Raw genomic sequence first — 16,969 nt, 5'->3', positions numbered from 1 at the left:
ACGCCTATTTAGGAAAGCTAATAAACTATTAGGGGGAATTGGATTGATTAAAAAACCACCAAGAATTAACTTAGCTAATTTACCTACAAGAATAGACTATCTAAGCAGACTTACTAAAGAATTAGATGGACCAAAAATATTTATTAAAAGAGATGACCAGACAGGCTCAGAGGTATCAGGGAATAAAGTTAGAAAATTAGAGTATATAGTCCAAGAAGCAATAGATCAAAGTTGTGACTATTTGATAACATGTGGCGGTATTCAATCTAATCATGCTAGGGCAACCGCTGCTATAGCAGCTAAATTAGGATTAGGATCATTTTTAGTGCTAAAAGGTCATGAGGAAGAGGCGTTAGAAGGTAATTATTTTCTTAGCAAATTATTAGGAGCAAAGTTCAAACTTATTACCGGGGATGACTACCAAAATAAAAGAATGGAAATTATGAAAGACATAAAAACAGAGTTAGAGGCGAAGGGATATAACCCCTATATTATACCCGAAGGTGGTTCAATGGGTATAGGCTCCTTTGGATACTATACTGCCTTGGAGGAAATACAAAAGCAGGAGGAACATTTAGGTATTAAGTTTGATGCAATTGCTATTTCTGTCGGTTCGGGGGGAACTTATAGTGGTCTATTCTTAGCTAATAGACTACTGGGCAGAGAGTCTGCAATCTTAGGAATTAATGTATCTAGTAATGCTGAATATTTTAAGAAACAGATTTCAAATATATTAGAAGAGAGTTTTCCATATATTAATAGTCGAGTTGAATACTCAAATGATGACATAAAAATAATTGATGGTTATGTAGGACTAGGCTATGCAGAAAGTAGAAATGAAGAGCTTGAATTTATTAGCTATCTGGCAAAACTTGAGGGCATTGTTTTAGACCCTGTTTATACTGGCAAAGCAATGTATGGGTTAGTAAATGAAATAAAAAAGGGAAATATGAATGAATATAAAAATATATTATTTATACATACAGGTGGTTTATTTGGTGTGTTTCCGAAGAGTAATTTGTTTACCTAAATATAAAAATATTGGTATTAAAACCCGTACATTTTTGAGTACGGGTTTTTATTCAAGAATTAAATTATTTGAATTTAGTTTTTTTCATACATCTTTATTAGATCCGCTATGTCATTGTGTTTTGATTTTTTTGCATATAAAAATGCTGTGAATTTATCATCATCTCTAATATCTGTTATAGCACCAAATTCCAATAACTCTCTAGCAGCTTCTAAATTACCTTTTGAAGATGCACTCATTAAAGGGGTATAGCCATAGATATTTGATACATTAGGGTCAGCTCCAGCTTCTAATAAAATTCTTATATTTTTAGAATTATCGTTTGAAACTGCACTCATTAAAGGAGTCCAACCATATGAATCAGAAAGATTTGGATCTGCACCAGCTTCAAGTAAAGCTGCTATAGCTTCAACATAATCATTAGTAAGAGCAATTATTAAAGCAGTTTCCTCATAATAGTAGTCTATTTTATTTGGATCAGCCCCATATTCAATAAATAGATTTATCATATCTAAATCATTAAGCTGAGTTGCCCACATAAGTGGTGTCCAGCCTTCTGAATCTACGATGTCAGGATTAATTCTTGATTCTAAAATAGATTTAACTTCATCTGTATCCCCTGCAACAACAGCTTCAATTAAAATTATAAAATCGTCGTTAGAATAGAAGTTTGGAAAAAACGTATTTATGCTTTCTTTTATTTCATCAGCATAGTAGAAACCTACTCCACCTAGTGTAGACATTAATATAGACAGTAAAACAATAGAAATAACTACTTTAGGAGTAGTCTTGAATACTGTTTTTGATGAACCATTAAAGAATAGCTCGATTTTATTAATCCTCTTTGGCAATGTTGGGTGTGTAGAAAGCTTTTCTGCAAAAAATGTAAATAGCCCCTTTTCGTTGCTACTTTGATGTAAATACTCTTCTCTATTAACTTGTTTAAACAAGGTCTTCCCAATGGCTAGCATTGTTAGCCCTTCCATAGCTGCCTCAGGGTCATTGATGTAGTGGGCAGCCATACGGTCACAAGTATATTCACAGGCTCTAGAATATGCTTTTCCTAGAAAAGGAACCCACATTGCAGGTAGTATTAATGCTTGTTTAGTAATGTGATTTCTTTTAATATGTGCTAGCTCATGGGTAAGAATAAATGATAAAACATTTTCATCTGAAGAGTCAATTAGATCAAAAATTTCAGAGTACAGCACAACCATATTTTTACCAAAAAAACGAGTTGCGAATGCATTTAATACTCCACCTGACTGGATTACAAATATATCAGGTATCTTTTTTATTTCCATTAATTCACATAGTTCTTTTGTTTTTTCATATACCGCAGGAAATTGATGACTACTAATGCGTACCCCATTAATGCGTATATTAGCCATATATAATGCTGACAATAGAGTAATTAAAAAAAGTATAATAAAAGCATTTATTGAAGTGAAAACAAAGATGTATAAAATAATACTTATTAATAGGGAAAGAAAAAAATAAATCCTTTCTGATTTGTTAACTAAATTTAATTTAAAATTTGAGCTCATTTGCACCTTCCTTAGGAAATATTAGTTGTTACAATTTAAATTAATATTTGTAATATAAATTTAACTTAAATAATAATAACATCGAGAAGGGCATATTAACTATCGGTAATTATTAGCTATTATTTTTCAATACTAGTTTTAGGTTCTTGAAAAATACTTAGATTTGGTTGTACAAAAGTAAAAACAATATATGCAAGCATCATAAATATAATAAATACTAGACATGTTTTATTTAATGTTAAATAATTCTTTTCAAGTGTTAGTATTTTATAGCTTATTAATTGACCAATCCCTATCCATATAAATAAATTAATAATATCTATCAATACTATATGTCTTCCCAAAATAGTCGTATATACTATATGACCTATAGCTATCATAGCTGGAAGCAGTATAACTAGTATCCCTTTTGCTAAAAAAAAGTTATTGGAAATTCCTCGTATAAAGTAATACTCAATCATACTATAGAAAATAACTGCAAAAAATCCCATCTTCATATGCTCCCAAATACTTTCATTGATGGGTGCAAAAACACCAACTATAATATTTTGGCCTGTCATGTCGTACAATTCATGTAATAAAAAACTCATTATGAAAATTATAAAAATACCTGCAATTTCAAAATTTCTTATTATAATCAAATTATCACTCCCCAGTAGATTAATGTATAAATATATATTTAACCGAAACTATTTCTATTAAACAAATATTGATATAAATAATTCTTATTAATTTCTAATTAAAGGATTAGGTGTTAATTCATATTATTCATTCTTTCATAGAAAAATTATTAGTTTAATATGTACATTGGTGGTAAATTTTTAATTGCTGAGGCGGTTGGGGCAAAGGTAGATTGGAAGGAAAGTACTCGTTCCGTAGAAGTTAATTACTTTACAGATATGAATGGTACAGTTAAAATTGGTGGTTCAACAACACTACAACCTATATCACAAGCTTCGGCAGATCATTTAATGAAATTAAATTCTGGTAATAGGCAAAGATGGTATTGCAATCGTTGTACATAAAAACAACCCAGTTAAAAACCTAACTCAACAACAGATATTTGATATATTCACAGGTAAAGTAAATAATTGGAGTGAAGTAGGTGGAAACAATGCGCCGATCTTTGTTCAAACAAGAGAATCAGGTTCAGGAACATTAGGAGCATTTGTTGAGCTTGCTCTTGATAAAATTCAAAAAGGTCAACAAGTTATTGCCACAGCAACACCACACACTTCTAACCCAGCTGTGAAGCAAGCAGTAGCTAAGGAAGTAAACGCTATTGGTTTCTTATCATTCGGTCATGTTGATAACAGCATTAATACTCTTACTGTAAATGGTATTGAGGCAACAGTGGAAAATGCATTAAACAAAAAATATCCAATTGTACAACCTCTAGTAATCTGTACAAAAGGAAGACCGAGTGGTGTAACAGCTAAATTAATAGATTTCTTCACTTCTCCTACAGGTAAAAAAATAATTGATAGTGAAGATTTTATAAGCTTACCATAATTCATTGATAAATAAATAGTACTAAAATACAAAAAACTACCCACCATGGATATATGTAATTTATATAAAAGATTGATGTCCATGGTGGTTTCATATAATTGTGGGGTGAAGATTTGGAAAAATACATAGTTATGATATTCAACAACCATTCAAGTATAAAGAAAATTTGAATACATTAAAGTTAGATAAAATAAGAGAACTTGTCTTTGAAAAGCTTATTTTTCTCTTTACTTTATTTAGCGCAGCAATGGTAATTTTTATATTTATATTTATTTTACAGAAGGCATCAAAGGTTTTTTTAGTAAATGGTTTAGGATTTGTAACTAAAACTGGCTTTGATACACAAATAGTAAATGCATTTAATGCATTATCTAGTGAGCCTGTGTGGGAATTTGGGGCACTTAGTCTTTTAGTAGGTTCAATAACCACAACTTTAGGTGCCTTACTTATATCAGTACCTATGGGAGTTGGAACAGCAATTGTTATTAGTGAGATGTCTAATGGTTCTATTAAAAAGATGATTCTATCTATTGTTAGACTATTAGCAGGTATACCATCTATTATATTTGGATTAGTTGGATTAATAGTTGTAGTACCTTTTGCAAGAGAGAAATTTATGAATGTTCAAATGCAAATTGAATATTTAGAATATTTTCAACTAACTGGACGAAGTATGTTAGCTGGAATAATAGTACTAACATTTATGATTATACCGATAATAACCGCACTTTCGGCTGATGCAATTAAAGCAGTTCCTCATAAATATAGAGAGGCTTCCTTAGCCCTAGGGCTATCGAAATGGCGTACAATAGTTAAGTAGTATCACCTTCTGCAAAATCAGGTATTATTGCTGGTGTAATTCTAGGAACAAGAAGGGCCATTGGAGAAGCAATTGCTATGTTCATGGTTGCTGGTAGTTTAGGTGTATTACCTAATCCTTTACATGGAAGCGTATTTTTCTTAACACACGTTTTACCTTTAGCATCTGCTATAGTAAATAAATCAGAAGCTATTGCGGTACAGAGCATAGAATCAGCTTTATTTGGCTGTGGGGTTTTATTATTAATTACAACATCTATACTAAGTATTTCAGCAAAAGTTATCGAGAGAATTGTAAAAAGGAGGCAGGGACTTGTCTAATAGGAGAAGGGTTTTTGACTACATCCAACAATATTTTGCTTTGGGATCTTCATTAATAACTGTTGCTGGATGCATAGGAATTATTGTTTTTCTATTTATCAATGGATACAGTGTAATTAATCTACAGTTTTTAACAACAGATCCAGGGGCAACAGCAGTAGACATTAGCAAAGCAGGAGGTATTCTAACTCCAATTGTAGGAACATTTATAATTACAATACTCAGAATAATTATAGCTTTACCCTGGGCTTTATCTACAGCAATTTATCTTTCAGAATATGCGATGGATAATTTAGTGAACAATTTTTTTAGAACGTCAATTGATATTTTAGCCGGAATACCTACTATTGTAATTGCAATTTTTGGAGTAGCAATATTTACTAGGCCTCAGTTAGGATTTTTAAGTTCAATGGTAGAAGGTGTCGAAGGTGTAACGAGAGCCTTTGGTAAATCATTTTTAGTATGTAGCTTTGCTATGGCAATTATGATATTACCTTTTGTAATAAAAACATGCGAGGAAGCTATCAAATCAGTTCCGAAATCATATAGAGAAGCTTCCTTGGCTTTAGGGGTTTCAAAATGGGATACAATTGTGAACGTTGTATTACCGAGTGCTAGTAATGGAATAGTAACTTCTGTTATTTTGGGTATGGGTAGGATGATTGGTGATACCGCTATAGTTTGGTTACTTCTAGGGGGAACTCTGAGGATGACAGGAAACCAACCATGGTATCAACCACAAAACTGGATGAGTACATTAAAAAATACTGGATCTACATTAACTACTTATATTTACTATAATTCTCCTGCAGGTGAAGGAGATATGCCAGAGCTAGCCTTTGGAGCTTCAGTTGTTTTAATAACCATAATAATAATCTTAAATGCAATAACTATTTTTGTTGGATCTAGAAATAAGTCTGTGATGGAGGAATAGATATGGCAGAAGAAGCAATTAGTCTTCAAGAAAAGGATATAGATTCAAACATAGAAGATATAGTAATATCTATTAAAGATTTTAATGCATGGTATGGTAATAATAATGCATTATCAGATGTAAATATGAATATTAAAAGAAATGCCATTACAGCTTTTATTGGACCTTCTGGATGTGGAAAAACTACATTGCTACGTTCAATTAATAGAATGAATGATGTAATTAATGGGTATAGATGTTCTGGTATAATAAAAATGGATAATATAGAGGTAACTGATAGTGATTTGGATACCTTAGAAATTAGACGGAAAATAGGCATGGTTTTTCAAGACCCGAATGCCTTTCCGATGTCTATATATGACAATTTAAAGCTACCTATAGTTGAGAACTTTTCAAATATTGAAAAGAAGAGGATTAATGAGATAATAATTGAAAAATTAAAAGACGCTGCGCTTTACGATGAAGTAAAAGATAGATTACATAAATCGGCATTAAAAATTTCAGGTGGTCAGCAGCAAAGATTGTGTATTGCTAGGGCTCTTACAATAGAGCCAAAGGTTATTTTATTTGACGAACCATGTTCATCACTTGACCCTATAGCAACTCTTAAAATAGAGGAACTACTTGTACAACTAAAGGAAAAATACACTGTAGTAATTGTTACACATAATATGGAGCAAGCAAGAAGAATCGCAGATGATGTTGCTTTTTTCTATAAGGGAGAGGTAGTAGAGCAAGGAGCAAGCGAAAAAATTTTTACAACACCAAATTCACAAATTTTATCTAACTATTTAAAAGGAATAATTTAATTTATGCTATTCTTTTCTTAAGACAAGCTTTAGTAGTTTGTCTTTTTTTTTATTTCACAAAAAAACTAAATAGTATAGCAGTAATAAAATTGAAGCTTAAATTTTGACATTCACTAAAAAAATCTAAATAAAGTGACTGTATGATAATTTGTATTAAAAATGAAATAATAATTATATGGTTTAATATAATATAAACTTGGAAAATTAATTATTTTATGAATTATTTTTTATTATTAGAGGAAATTTGTGTTAATATATTAATGAGATTTATTAAAGTAAAGGTTATATAAAAGGAGAATTCTTATAGTGAGTAAAAAATTTAAAGATTTTAATATCAAAAATTTTATAGTAGATAATTTAGAGAGGGAAGAAAAAATTGATCCAACTGAGATTCAAGAGGCCGCTATACCTAAAATTTTAGATGGAGAAGATGTAATAGGGAAAGCTAAAACAGGAACTGGTAAAACCCTAGCTTATTTAATACCAATGATTGAGAAAATAGATCCTGAAAAAAAAGAGCTACAGATGTTAGTATTAGCTCCAAGTAGAGAGCTAAGCCTTCAAATAAATAGAGAAATTGAAAGTGTTATTAAAGGTACAAATATAAGTTCAGTGACTATATTAGAAGGAATGGAAATTAATAGACAACTTGATAAATTAAAGGATAAGCCACAGATTATAGTAGCTACCCCAGGTAGATTATTACATATTATAGGACTTAAAAAATTAAAGGTGCATGGTGTTAAAATTATTGCCTTAGACGAGGTGGATCAAATTCTTGAACAAGGGTTTAGGGAAAAGGTTCATTCAATTATTGATTCGACTTTAAAAGATAGACAAGTTGTAAGTTTTTCAGCAACACTTTCAAAAGATGCTTTGGATATACTAAATTCAATAATGAAAGACCCTAAGTATATTTCTTTAGACAATGCAAAGCCTGTTCCAACTGGCATAAAGCATTTTCATATTGTTAGCACTGCTCCGAAAAAAACTGAAACACTATCTGAGCTTATCGAAGTATTGAAACCAACTAAATCTTTAGTCTTCATTAATAAGAATGAAAACGTTGATAGATTTGTAAAAGAGCTAAAATCCTATGGACTGTCTGTGGGTGGCATACAAACTAGAACAAATAACCAAGATAGACAGCATATTCTTACTACATTTAATAATGGAAAGCTTAAAATTTTAGTGACAACAGATCTATTTACAAGGGGAATGGATTTTAGTGATGTATCGCATATATTTAATATGGACTTACCATTAAATCCTGTAGATTACTTACATAGAGCTGGAAGAACGGGTAGAATGAACAAAAAGGGCCAGGTCTACAATATAGTTAGAGATAGAGAAAAGTTTATTATGTTTAAGATGATGAAGAAATTAAATATTGATGTAGTTGAAATTAGTATAATAAATGGAAAAATTAAAGTAGTGGAAGACATTATTAATAGGAAGAAAGAGTCCATATATAAGAAGACATTATCAAATAAGAAGTATAGTACAGATAGTAAAAAATTGTAAAATATATTTGAGTAAAGATAATCCCCCATGTATTTATGAGGGATTACCTTTTTATAGTTGTTAATCAAAACTATCATAATAAATGTTGTCTTCAGAGAAACCCTTATCTATTAAGTGGTTGACCGTTGATTTAATCATAGGCCCATTTCCACAAAGATAGGCTTCCCTTCCCTCTTTATATTCTAAGTATTTATCAATCATGTCAGTAACTCTTCCAACCTCGCCATTCCAACTATTTTTATCAGGTCTAGATAATGTAGGGACAAATGTGAATTGTGGAAGCTCTTCTTCAAGTCTTTTCATTTCATCAATCATAAATAAATCATCTTCTGTCCTAGCACCAAAGAAAAAGATAACATTACGGCTTATTTTCTTATCTTTTATATCAAGCAAAATACTTCGAATTGGTGCCATTCCTGTTCCTACAGCTACAAGGACAATATCGCAGTCCGAATCGGATAAATAAAAATCACCATAGGGACCATTAAAAGTAACTTTATCACCTTTGGTTAGGTGTTTGTGGACATAAGTGGTTACGATTCCGTCTGGTACATAACCTATTAGTAATTCAATATATTTATTTGTAGTTGATTGAGAGGCTATGGAGTAGGCTCTAAAAACATCTTCATTACTGTCCGCATAGGGAGGGGCTAGTAGCTGTATATATTGTCCTGCTCTAAATTGTATTTCCTTATCTTCACATATTGCTAATCTTAAATATTTAATAGTAGGTGTAACATCCCGTGCAAACTCAACAACTACATTATATTGCTTAACGTTGAATAACTCCTCAGGTATTTCTATTTTCATATTTTCTTTTACCTTAACTTGGCATGATAGACGAATATTACAGTTTTTATCATCTTCAGATAAATAGGATAATTCTGTCGCTAAAATAGGCCCCCCGCCTTCTTCAACCTTACATTTACAATAGCCACAATTTCCTTTGCCACCACAGGCAGAAGGTATAAATATTTCATTACTTATTAAGGATGAAAGCAAAGTAGTACCGCCCTCTACATAAAGTTCTTTATCGTTGTTAATAACTATTTTTCGCTCTCCATAGTCAGCGATATAGTAGTTTGCTAGGGTAAGTAATAAAGCTAGAACTGTAGCAATAGTAGTAATTATAAATACGGTTACAAATATACTGGACATTATATATCACTCCTCTACTATATCTTTACAATTCCAGAAAAACCAATAAAGGCTAGAGCCATTAAACCAGTAATGATTAATGTAATGCCGGGGCCTTGTAATCCCTTAGGAATAGGTGAATTTTTAATTTTCTGTTTAATACCTGCCATTGCAACGATAGCTAAGGTCCACCCTAAACCTGAACCAATACCAAAGAAAAATGATTGAATAAGTGAGTAGCTTCTAATTATCATAAATAGTGATACTCCGAGGATTGCACAATTAACTGTAATCAGAGGTAAAAATATTCCAAGGGAATAATATAATGTCGGAGCATATCGCTCAACGACCATCTCGACTAGTTGAACAAACGCAGCTATTGTTATTATAAAGACAATATATCTTAAATACTCTAGATTGTATGGAACAAGTAGATATTTATATATAATGTAATTAATAATTGAAGTAGCTCCAAGTACAAAAGTTACTGCCTGCCCAAGTCCAATAGAAGTTTTAATTTCATTTGAAACTGCAATAAAGGAACACATACCTAGAAAATTTGATAATATCATGTTGTTAGTAAAAATTGAAGCCATAAGTATTACTAAAGGATTAATATCGCTCATTAATTGGCACCTCCTGGTACGACAGTCTCTTGTGAAGCTTTATTTATATCTATAGGCTTAATTTCTATTTCTTTATCTTGCTCCTTAGTTGGAATAAAGGAATTAGCAACCCATATTAAAATACCAAGCATAAAGAATGCTCCTGGAGGCATTATCATAAATATCCAATTAGTCCACCAGTCCCCAACCACAGCTATTCCAAAAATTGTTCCAAATCCAAGAAACTCCCTAAAGAAGGCTACAGTTAATAGAACTGTCATATAACCTAAACCTGCGGCCATACCATCGAAAAAAGATGCCAAAGGTTTGTTGTTCTGTGCAAAGGATTCACATCTGCCCATTATAATACAGTTTGTAATTATTAACCCAACATATGGACCTAAAGCTATACTCATGGATGGAAAATATGCTCGAAGGATAATATCAACTATAATTACATATGCTGAAATAATTAGAGTTTGCACCATCATTCTAATATGCCTAGGTATATGCTGTCTAATCATTGATACCGTTAGACTTGAAAAGGAAGCAACAAATATAAGACCTAAACTCATAAATAATGAGTTTATCATAAGGTTAGTGACAGCTAAAGCAGAGCAGATACCTAAAATCTGTCTATATACTGGATTATCCTTTAACATACCAATATAAAAGATTTTACCTATTTCCTTAGTCATTTTTTAGTCCCTCCTTTATATGTTCGAAAAAATTATAAAGGTTTTCGTTTAGAATTCTTCTTAAGGCATTAGATGTTCCTGTAGCACCAGAAATTGCATCAACTTGGCCATTAGGATTTGGGTTGTAAATAATGAAATTCAAATCATTTTCTCTATTAAGATTAATTCCCCTAAATTGCTCCTTAAAAGAAATGTCATCTATTCTGGCGCCAAGACCAGGAGTTTCACTATGAGACAAGATATCTATACCTATAACCTCTGAAAAGTCAGGGGTTAATGCCATTAACGCCCTTAGATCACCCCATACTGCTTTTCCTTCAATAGGTAGTATATATGCGATTAATCTATTATCTTCATATGCTTCATATAGTGTAAAGTCATTGACCTTAATTTCATTTATATGATCATTGTATAACAGATTTATAGTTTCTGCGTCTAATGTTGAAGCATCAAAATTTAAGACATATAGGAACGAGGCTTGCTGCTTTACTAGTTCGTTTAACATGATTTTATCTTTAGTAACATGATTAAGGGTTGAAAGAACAAGAGTAAATACTAAAGTCAGGATAAACATAAAAACAACTGGTTTAAGACTAAATTTTTTCATGCTATCACCTTCCTACTTCTAGAGCCTTTATAAAACTTAATACCCTCATCTAGTATAGGTGCAAAGGTATTCATTATTAAAACTGCGAACATGCCACCAGCTACGAAAATACCATATATTCTAATTAGTAAGGTTATACAACCAATTAAAGTCCCGTATATCCATTTACCTTCAGTAGTTTTAGGAGCAGTAATTGGTTCGGTAGCAAAGAAGACAGAAATAAATATGATACTGCCGGATAAAAGGCTCCATATCGGGTTAGGAATTGAAGTTACATTTGAGAAATATATAATTGTATTTAGGCTCATAAAACCTAAAATTGGAGATACCATTAATCGCCAATCCGCTGCTTTAGTATATATTAAATAAATACCAGCTAATATTATTAAAATTGCGCTAGTTTCACCTAATGAACCTGAAATATTACCCCAAAAAAGGTTTTTTAGTGGAACCAATTCGCCTGTCTGTGCAAAGGTTATTAAGGGGGTAGACCTTGTTACAGTATCAATTGAAGGGGTTAGGTATGTAGAAAAACCTCCTGGAAAATTAATTGAGGGGGAATTCCATTGAATAGTTAAATACTCTGGGAAACAAACGTATAAAAAAGTTCTTCCTACTAGTGCTGGATTAAATATATTTCTTCCAAAACCACCAAAAACCTCTTTAGCAAAAACAACACCAAAAATAATACCTACAATAGCTACCCAAAAAGGAGTAGATACAGGTAAAGTTAGCGTAAATAAGATGCTAGTTACTATAACAGCCTCACTTACCTTTTTGTTTAATCTTTTTTCAAATAAAAATTCAGTAATAATTGCAAATACTGTGGTAACCGACATTAAAACAATTGCCCTTAGGCCAAAATAGTAGGTTGAAATTATGATAATTGGTATTAAGCTATATATTACCTTTCTCATTAAAATTTGCTTAATAAATACTCTGTTAAGAAAAGACATAAACACTCACTCCCCCACAATATTAATAAGATATTATAAATATCTACCCGAAATATGAACCAACAAAACAGTAGGAATAATATATTATATTCACCAAACTAAAGATAGAGTAAAAAAAAAAGAGTTACGGACGGGGGCACTAATTATAAAAGCATGTTCATATTGAGTTCATATTTATGGTATATAAAAAAATATAAGGTGATTCGTACTTGGTTTAGAAAAGGCTAATATGAATTCTCAGTAAGGGGGTTAGAACATGAGCAAAGAAAAAAATAATCAAAAAAAACCTATAGTGTATTTCTATATTACAACAATAATAATGGTATTGCTTTTAAATGCATTTGTTTTCCCATTTATATTTAAAAAGAATGTGACTCAAGTGGATTATAGTACTTTCCTAATGGAAATAGAAAAAGGAAATATAAGTACGGCTGAAATTCAAGATAATCAAATTGCATACATTATTGAAAATGAACTAGGAGAGGAACAGATATTTATGACAGGGCGAGTAGATGATCCGGATCTAGTAAACCGCCTTTATAACGCAGATATACAGTTCTCTAAGGTAATTCCGAAACAAAACTCACCTTTGGTAAATTTTATTTTAACTTGGATTTTCCCAATATTATTATTTGTTGCCATTGTACAAATGATTACAAAGCCACTACAAAAGATGATGGGCACTAACAATGTGATGGGCTTTGGTAAAAGTAATGCAAAAGTTTACGTAGAAGCACAGACAGGGAAAACATTTTCAGATGTGGCAGGACAGAACGAAGCAAAGGAAGCCTTGAGTGAAATTGTAGATTTTCTAAATAATCCAACTAAATTTAAAGAGATTGGGGCTATTATGCCAAAGGGTGCCTTATTAGTAGGGCCTCCTGGCACAGGAAAAACTCTACTAGCGAAGGCTGTAGCAGGTGAAGCGAAGGTACCATTCTTTTCTATATCAGGTTCTGAATTTGTAGAGATGTTTGTTGGTATGGGTGCTGCAAGAGTTAGGGATCTATTCAAGCAGGCTCAGGAAAAAGCCCCATGTATAATCTTTATAGATGAAATTGATACAATTGGTAAAAAACGTGATAATGGTGGGTTAGGTGGAAACGATGAAAGGGAGCAGACCTTAAATCAGTTATTAACAGAAATGGATGGGTTTAGTGGTGAAAAGGGAGTAGTAATACTTGCAGCTACAAATAGACCGGAATCTTTGGATAAGGCTTTGCTAAGGCCGGGACGATTTGATAGACGTGTTCCTGTAGAATTACCTGACCTAGTAGGTAGAGAGTCTATTTTAAAAGTACATGCAAAAAAAATAAAATTCGATAGTGATGTTGATTTTAATGGGATAGCTAGGGCAACCTCTGGAGCATCTGGAGCTGAGTTAGCAAATATTATTAATGAAGGTGCCTTAAGAGCAGTAAGGTGTGGTCGCAACTATGTTATTCAAAGTGATTTAGAGGAAGCCGTAGAGGTTGTTATAGCTGGATACCAACGAAAGGGAGCCGTTATTTCACCTAAGGAGAAACAAATAATAGCATATCATGAAATTGGTCATGCAATTGTTGCAGCTAAACAGATGGAATCAGCACCGGTACACAAAATTACAATAGTACCTCGAACATCCGGAGCCCTTGGATATACTATGCAAGTTGCTCAGGAAGAAAATGTTCTGATGACTAAGGAAGAAGCTTTTAATAAAATTACAACTTTCACAGGTGGTCGGGCTGCAGAGGAATTAGTATTTGGAACATATACTTCTGGGGCTTCGAATGATATTGAACAGGCTACAAAAATTGCTCGGATGATGGTAACAAGGCTAGGTATGAGTAGAAACTTTGATATGATGGTTCTTGAAACCGTTTCAAATCAGTATCTTGGCGGAGATTCTTCTTTAATCTGTTCTCCTGAGACTGCATCAAAAATTGATGAGGAAGTACTTGGAATTATAAAGAAAGCCCATGAAAAAGCAATAAATATTCTTAAGGAAAACATGGATAAACTCCATCAATTATCAAGATATTTAATAGAAAGAGAGACAATTACAGGAGAAGAGTTTATGAGGATATTATTAAATTAAAAATATGCAGAGCTAGGCTTATGGACTATAGTCTAGCTCTATAGTCTTTCAGGACTAAAGTTATAATATAAAGAGAAAAATTTAGAACGTAGAGAACTTAATGAGATCTAAGTAAACTTTTAGTTAAAATAAGGAATCTAAGCTATTAGTGTAGAAATATTGTTTTTTTATATTAATTAGCTTATAATGTTCATATTAAGTTCACATTGTTTGTGTAGTATCTGTTAATATGCATCTAGAGGTGGGCATAAAATTTAGGACTTGGAAGGGGTTTTTAACTTGCAAAAAAAAATGGTGGCAATAATTACTGCATTAATTCTATTAGTATCACTTTCAGCATGTACTAAGAATGAGGAAGTCATAAATCCGATAGATGAACCATCTATCGATGTTGTAGCTACTGTAAATGGTGTTGAAATTAAATGGGACCAATTTAAAACTATGGTTGATGATATGAAACTATACTACCAGCAATTCAATCTAGATTTTGATAGTGATGATAATAAGGAATTATTGTCTATGTTAGAGGGCGAAGCTTTAAATATTCTAATTCAAGAGGAACTAGTATATAGATATGCCTTAGAAAATAACTACGAAGTATCAGATGAAGAAATCGATAAAGAGATTGAACTATTTAAATCTCAATTTGATAGTGAAGAAGAGTTTTTAGAAGTATTAGGCTCAAATGGATTAACACTAGATACTTTTAGAGTAAAGATTACAAGGGATAAAGTGTTATCTGATTACACTAAAAATGAAATGCGTGATGTAGATGTAACTGAAGAAGAACTTCTGTCACTATATGAGGAGTATAAAAACAGACTTGAGGAACTTCCACCATTAGAAGAAATCAGAGCTAGATTAGAGGATGAAATTAATCAACAGAAATTTTTAGAAAGATTTGAAGAACTAATCAATTATCTAAAGTCAAAAAGTGAAATTGAAATATTTATTTAGAAATAGTGCCGGGTTTTATTTACTTAGAATCTGGCATTATTTTTATTGGTTTAAATAATATATAAGATGATAGTAATGAAAATAATTATTCATATCATTAGAAAACTATGATATAAGTTATAGTATGTTAAATTTAAATAAGGACTGAGATTATGATTGTACTATCATTAGGTATTTCATTGGCGATTATTTTGATTTTAGTTAATAAGAAAGTAAATATGGGTTATTCGATGGTTGTAGCCGCAACTGTACTTGCATTATTAAATGGAAGAAGTATGGGGTATATTGTAGCTAAATTTATTAGTACATTAAATGATAGCACTACGATTACATTAGCCTTCACTATTAGTTTAATAACAATTCTAGCATATTTAATGGATCAATATTTAATTTTAGGCAGAATGGTATCGGCTTTAGAAATAGTTCTTAGAAGTGCTAAACTTACTATATTGTTGGCACCATCTATTATGGGAACCCTTTCCGTATATGGTGGGGCTTTAATGTCTTGTCCTATTGTAGGTAGATTAGGAGATAGGTTGTCAATGACAAATGATGAAAAAGCAACTATAAACTTAATTTTTCGCCATACTTTGTATCTTATATTCCCAATTTCACCTGCTATGATTTTAGCTTCAAAAATTGGAGGCATAGATGCATGGGACCTGATTAGGATACAACTACCTATAGGCTTATTTATGTATATATTTGGATATATATTATTTATAAGAAATTATAAAGACCCAGAAATCAAAAAATTAAGCAATATAGAATATATAAAATCTATATTTCGGTTTATTCTATATGCCTTACCAATTATTATAAGTTTACTAGGTACCATTGTTTTTAAAGTTCCTTTTTATATTTCATTAATAATCGGTATATGTTATTGTATTGCTGTTAACATGTATGATAAAAGAAAAGATTCTAGATTTAAAATAGATGAACATGCAATAAAAACTATATACAAAGGCTTAAAAATCCCTTTAGTATTAACCGTAATTGGTATACTATTCTATAGAAACATTGTTACTGATTTAAGTGAAATTCATATGTTTTTAAGCGGATTATTAGATCGTGGGATGCCTTTAGAACTGATGATATTTATAGCCAGTGGTGTAATTTGTATATCATTAGCCTCACCGCAGCCTGGTATTGCTATTTTATTCCCTTTAATTCTGCCTTTAGCTCCTACCTATGAGATTAGACTTATGTATGCAATGTTTATTTTTACGACTTCTTTTTTATTTTATTACATTTCACCACTACATCTTTGTCAAATATTAACATTAGAATATTTTCAAGTACGTTTAAAAAGCTTGTATCGAAACTATATCTTTTTAATACCACTTACATTTATTTCAATGGTTATAATCTATGCAATTAAAATATTTTAATAGAATAAAAAAAGGCCCTTACTTAGTATTTAAAAGAGCCTT

The 16,969-nt window shown here is 31.5% G+C and carries 19 protein-coding genes; 12 read left to right on the top strand and 7 right to left on the bottom strand.

The features are described 5' to 3' along the window. The first annotated feature begins 43 nt into the window (after positions 1-43). Positions 44-1,030 carry a D-cysteine desulfhydrase family protein gene (locus tag HZR23_RS16135; RefSeq protein ID WP_132847694.1) on the top strand — a complete coding sequence of 329 codons (987 nt, stop codon included), beginning with the start codon at positions 44-46 and terminating at the stop codon, positions 1,028-1,030. 74 nt (positions 1,031-1,104) lie between these two features. On the opposite strand, the gene HZR23_RS16130 is transcribed toward HZR23_RS16135, so the two are convergent. Beyond that, entirely contained in the window at positions 1,105-2,421 is a 1,317-nt protein-coding gene (locus HZR23_RS16130) for a M48 family metallopeptidase (protein ID WP_165913618.1), read from the bottom strand. Between HZR23_RS16130 and HZR23_RS17660 the strand changes: the two genes are divergently transcribed. Then, positions 2,405-2,530 (top strand): hypothetical protein, encoded by a 126-nt coding sequence (locus tag HZR23_RS17660; protein WP_283669813.1) that lies wholly within the window; start codon positions 2,405-2,407, stop codon positions 2,528-2,530. The two genes, HZR23_RS16130 and HZR23_RS17660, sit on opposite strands and share 17 nt — an antisense overlap. A 166-nt stretch (positions 2,531-2,696) precedes the next feature. Here the strand turns inward: HZR23_RS17660 and HZR23_RS16125 are convergent, their stop codons facing one another. After that, positions 2,697-3,218: a DUF6512 family protein gene (locus HZR23_RS16125; RefSeq protein WP_132847692.1), complete on the bottom strand. Its 522-nt coding sequence runs from the start codon at positions 3,216-3,218 to the stop codon at positions 2,697-2,699. Positions 3,219-3,377: 159 nt separating this feature from the next. On the opposite strand from HZR23_RS16125, the gene HZR23_RS16120 reads away from it, so the two are divergent. From HZR23_RS16120 to HZR23_RS16090, 7 genes are all read left to right on the top strand, one after another. Next, entirely contained in the window at positions 3,378-3,602 is a 225-nt protein-coding gene (locus HZR23_RS16120) for a hypothetical protein (protein WP_132847691.1), read from the top strand. Continuing rightward, positions 3,559-4,089 (top strand): phosphate ABC transporter substrate-binding protein, encoded by a 531-nt coding sequence (locus HZR23_RS16115; protein WP_132847690.1) that lies wholly within the window; start codon positions 3,559-3,561, stop codon positions 4,087-4,089. The genes HZR23_RS16120 and HZR23_RS16115 overlap by 44 nt, the downstream gene beginning before the upstream one ends. Before the next feature lie 166 nt (positions 4,090-4,255). Continuing rightward, positions 4,256-4,909: a PstC family ABC transporter permease gene (locus HZR23_RS16110; RefSeq protein ID WP_132847689.1), complete on the top strand. Its 654-nt coding sequence runs from the start codon at positions 4,256-4,258 to the stop codon at positions 4,907-4,909. Between the two features lie 77 nt (positions 4,910-4,986). Continuing rightward, complete coding sequence (locus HZR23_RS16105; protein ID WP_132847688.1) at positions 4,987-5,229, top strand: hypothetical protein; 243 nt, start codon at positions 4,987-4,989, stop codon at positions 5,227-5,229. Continuing rightward, on the top strand, positions 5,222-6,163 hold the full coding sequence (gene pstA / locus HZR23_RS16100) for a phosphate ABC transporter permease PstA (RefSeq protein ID WP_132847687.1): 942 nt from the start codon (positions 5,222-5,224) through the stop codon (positions 6,161-6,163). The genes HZR23_RS16105 and pstA overlap by 8 nt, the downstream gene beginning before the upstream one ends. A gap of 2 nt (positions 6,164-6,165) precedes the next feature. Then, positions 6,166-6,972, top strand: a complete 807-nt coding sequence (gene pstB, locus HZR23_RS16095; RefSeq protein WP_132847686.1) for a phosphate ABC transporter ATP-binding protein PstB — start codon at positions 6,166-6,168, stop codon at positions 6,970-6,972. A gap of 306 nt (positions 6,973-7,278) precedes the next feature. Further along, positions 7,279-8,496, top strand: a complete 1,218-nt coding sequence (locus tag HZR23_RS16090; RefSeq protein ID WP_132847685.1) for a DEAD/DEAH box helicase — start codon at positions 7,279-7,281, stop codon at positions 8,494-8,496. A 60-nt stretch (positions 8,497-8,556) separates the two neighbouring features. On the opposite strand, the gene HZR23_RS16085 is transcribed toward HZR23_RS16090, so the two are convergent. Genes HZR23_RS16085 through HZR23_RS16065 form a run of 5 tightly spaced genes read right to left on the bottom strand, consistent with a single transcriptional unit; the run spans position 8,557 to position 12,499 of the window. Beyond that, entirely contained in the window at positions 8,557-9,654 is a 1,098-nt protein-coding gene (locus tag HZR23_RS16085) for an NADH:ubiquinone reductase (Na(+)-transporting) subunit F (RefSeq protein WP_132847684.1), read from the bottom strand. Between the two features lie 17 nt (positions 9,655-9,671). After that, positions 9,672-10,259, bottom strand: a complete 588-nt coding sequence (locus tag HZR23_RS16080) for an NADH:ubiquinone reductase (Na(+)-transporting) subunit E (RefSeq protein ID WP_132847683.1) — start codon at positions 10,257-10,259, stop codon at positions 9,672-9,674. Further along, entirely contained in the window at positions 10,259-10,936 is a 678-nt protein-coding gene (gene rsxE, locus HZR23_RS16075; protein ID WP_132847682.1) for an electron transport complex subunit RsxE, read from the bottom strand. Before rsxE ends, HZR23_RS16080 begins: the two co-directional genes overlap by 1 nt. After that, positions 10,929-11,543, bottom strand: a complete 615-nt coding sequence (locus HZR23_RS16070) for an FMN-binding protein (RefSeq protein ID WP_132847681.1) — start codon at positions 11,541-11,543, stop codon at positions 10,929-10,931. The genes rsxE and HZR23_RS16070 overlap by 8 nt, the downstream gene beginning before the upstream one ends. Next, entirely contained in the window at positions 11,540-12,499 is a 960-nt protein-coding gene (locus tag HZR23_RS16065; protein ID WP_132847680.1) for an RnfABCDGE type electron transport complex subunit D, read from the bottom strand. The genes HZR23_RS16070 and HZR23_RS16065 overlap by 4 nt, the downstream gene beginning before the upstream one ends. Before the next feature lie 256 nt (positions 12,500-12,755). On the opposite strand from HZR23_RS16065, the gene ftsH reads away from it, so the two are divergent. The 3 genes from ftsH (at position 12,756) to HZR23_RS16050 (ending at position 16,927) form a co-directional block, all read left to right on the top strand. Further along, a complete protein-coding gene (gene ftsH, locus HZR23_RS16060) occupies positions 12,756-14,576 on the top strand; it encodes an ATP-dependent zinc metalloprotease FtsH (protein WP_132847679.1) in 1,821 nt (606 codons plus the stop codon). A 279-nt stretch (positions 14,577-14,855) separates the two neighbouring features. Continuing rightward, entirely contained in the window at positions 14,856-15,533 is a 678-nt protein-coding gene (locus HZR23_RS16055) for a SurA N-terminal domain-containing protein (protein ID WP_132847678.1), read from the top strand. Between the two features lie 152 nt (positions 15,534-15,685). Then, a complete protein-coding gene (locus tag HZR23_RS16050; protein ID WP_132847677.1) occupies positions 15,686-16,927 on the top strand; it encodes a DUF401 family protein in 1,242 nt (413 codons plus the stop codon). Positions 16,928-16,969: the final 42 nt, after the last annotated feature.

This window comes from Serpentinicella alkaliphila, assembly GCF_018141405.1.
GTDB lineage: Bacteria > Bacillota > Clostridia > Peptostreptococcales > Natronincolaceae > Serpentinicella > Serpentinicella alkaliphila.
This window is presented reverse-complemented; position numbering and strand designations above follow the sequence as displayed.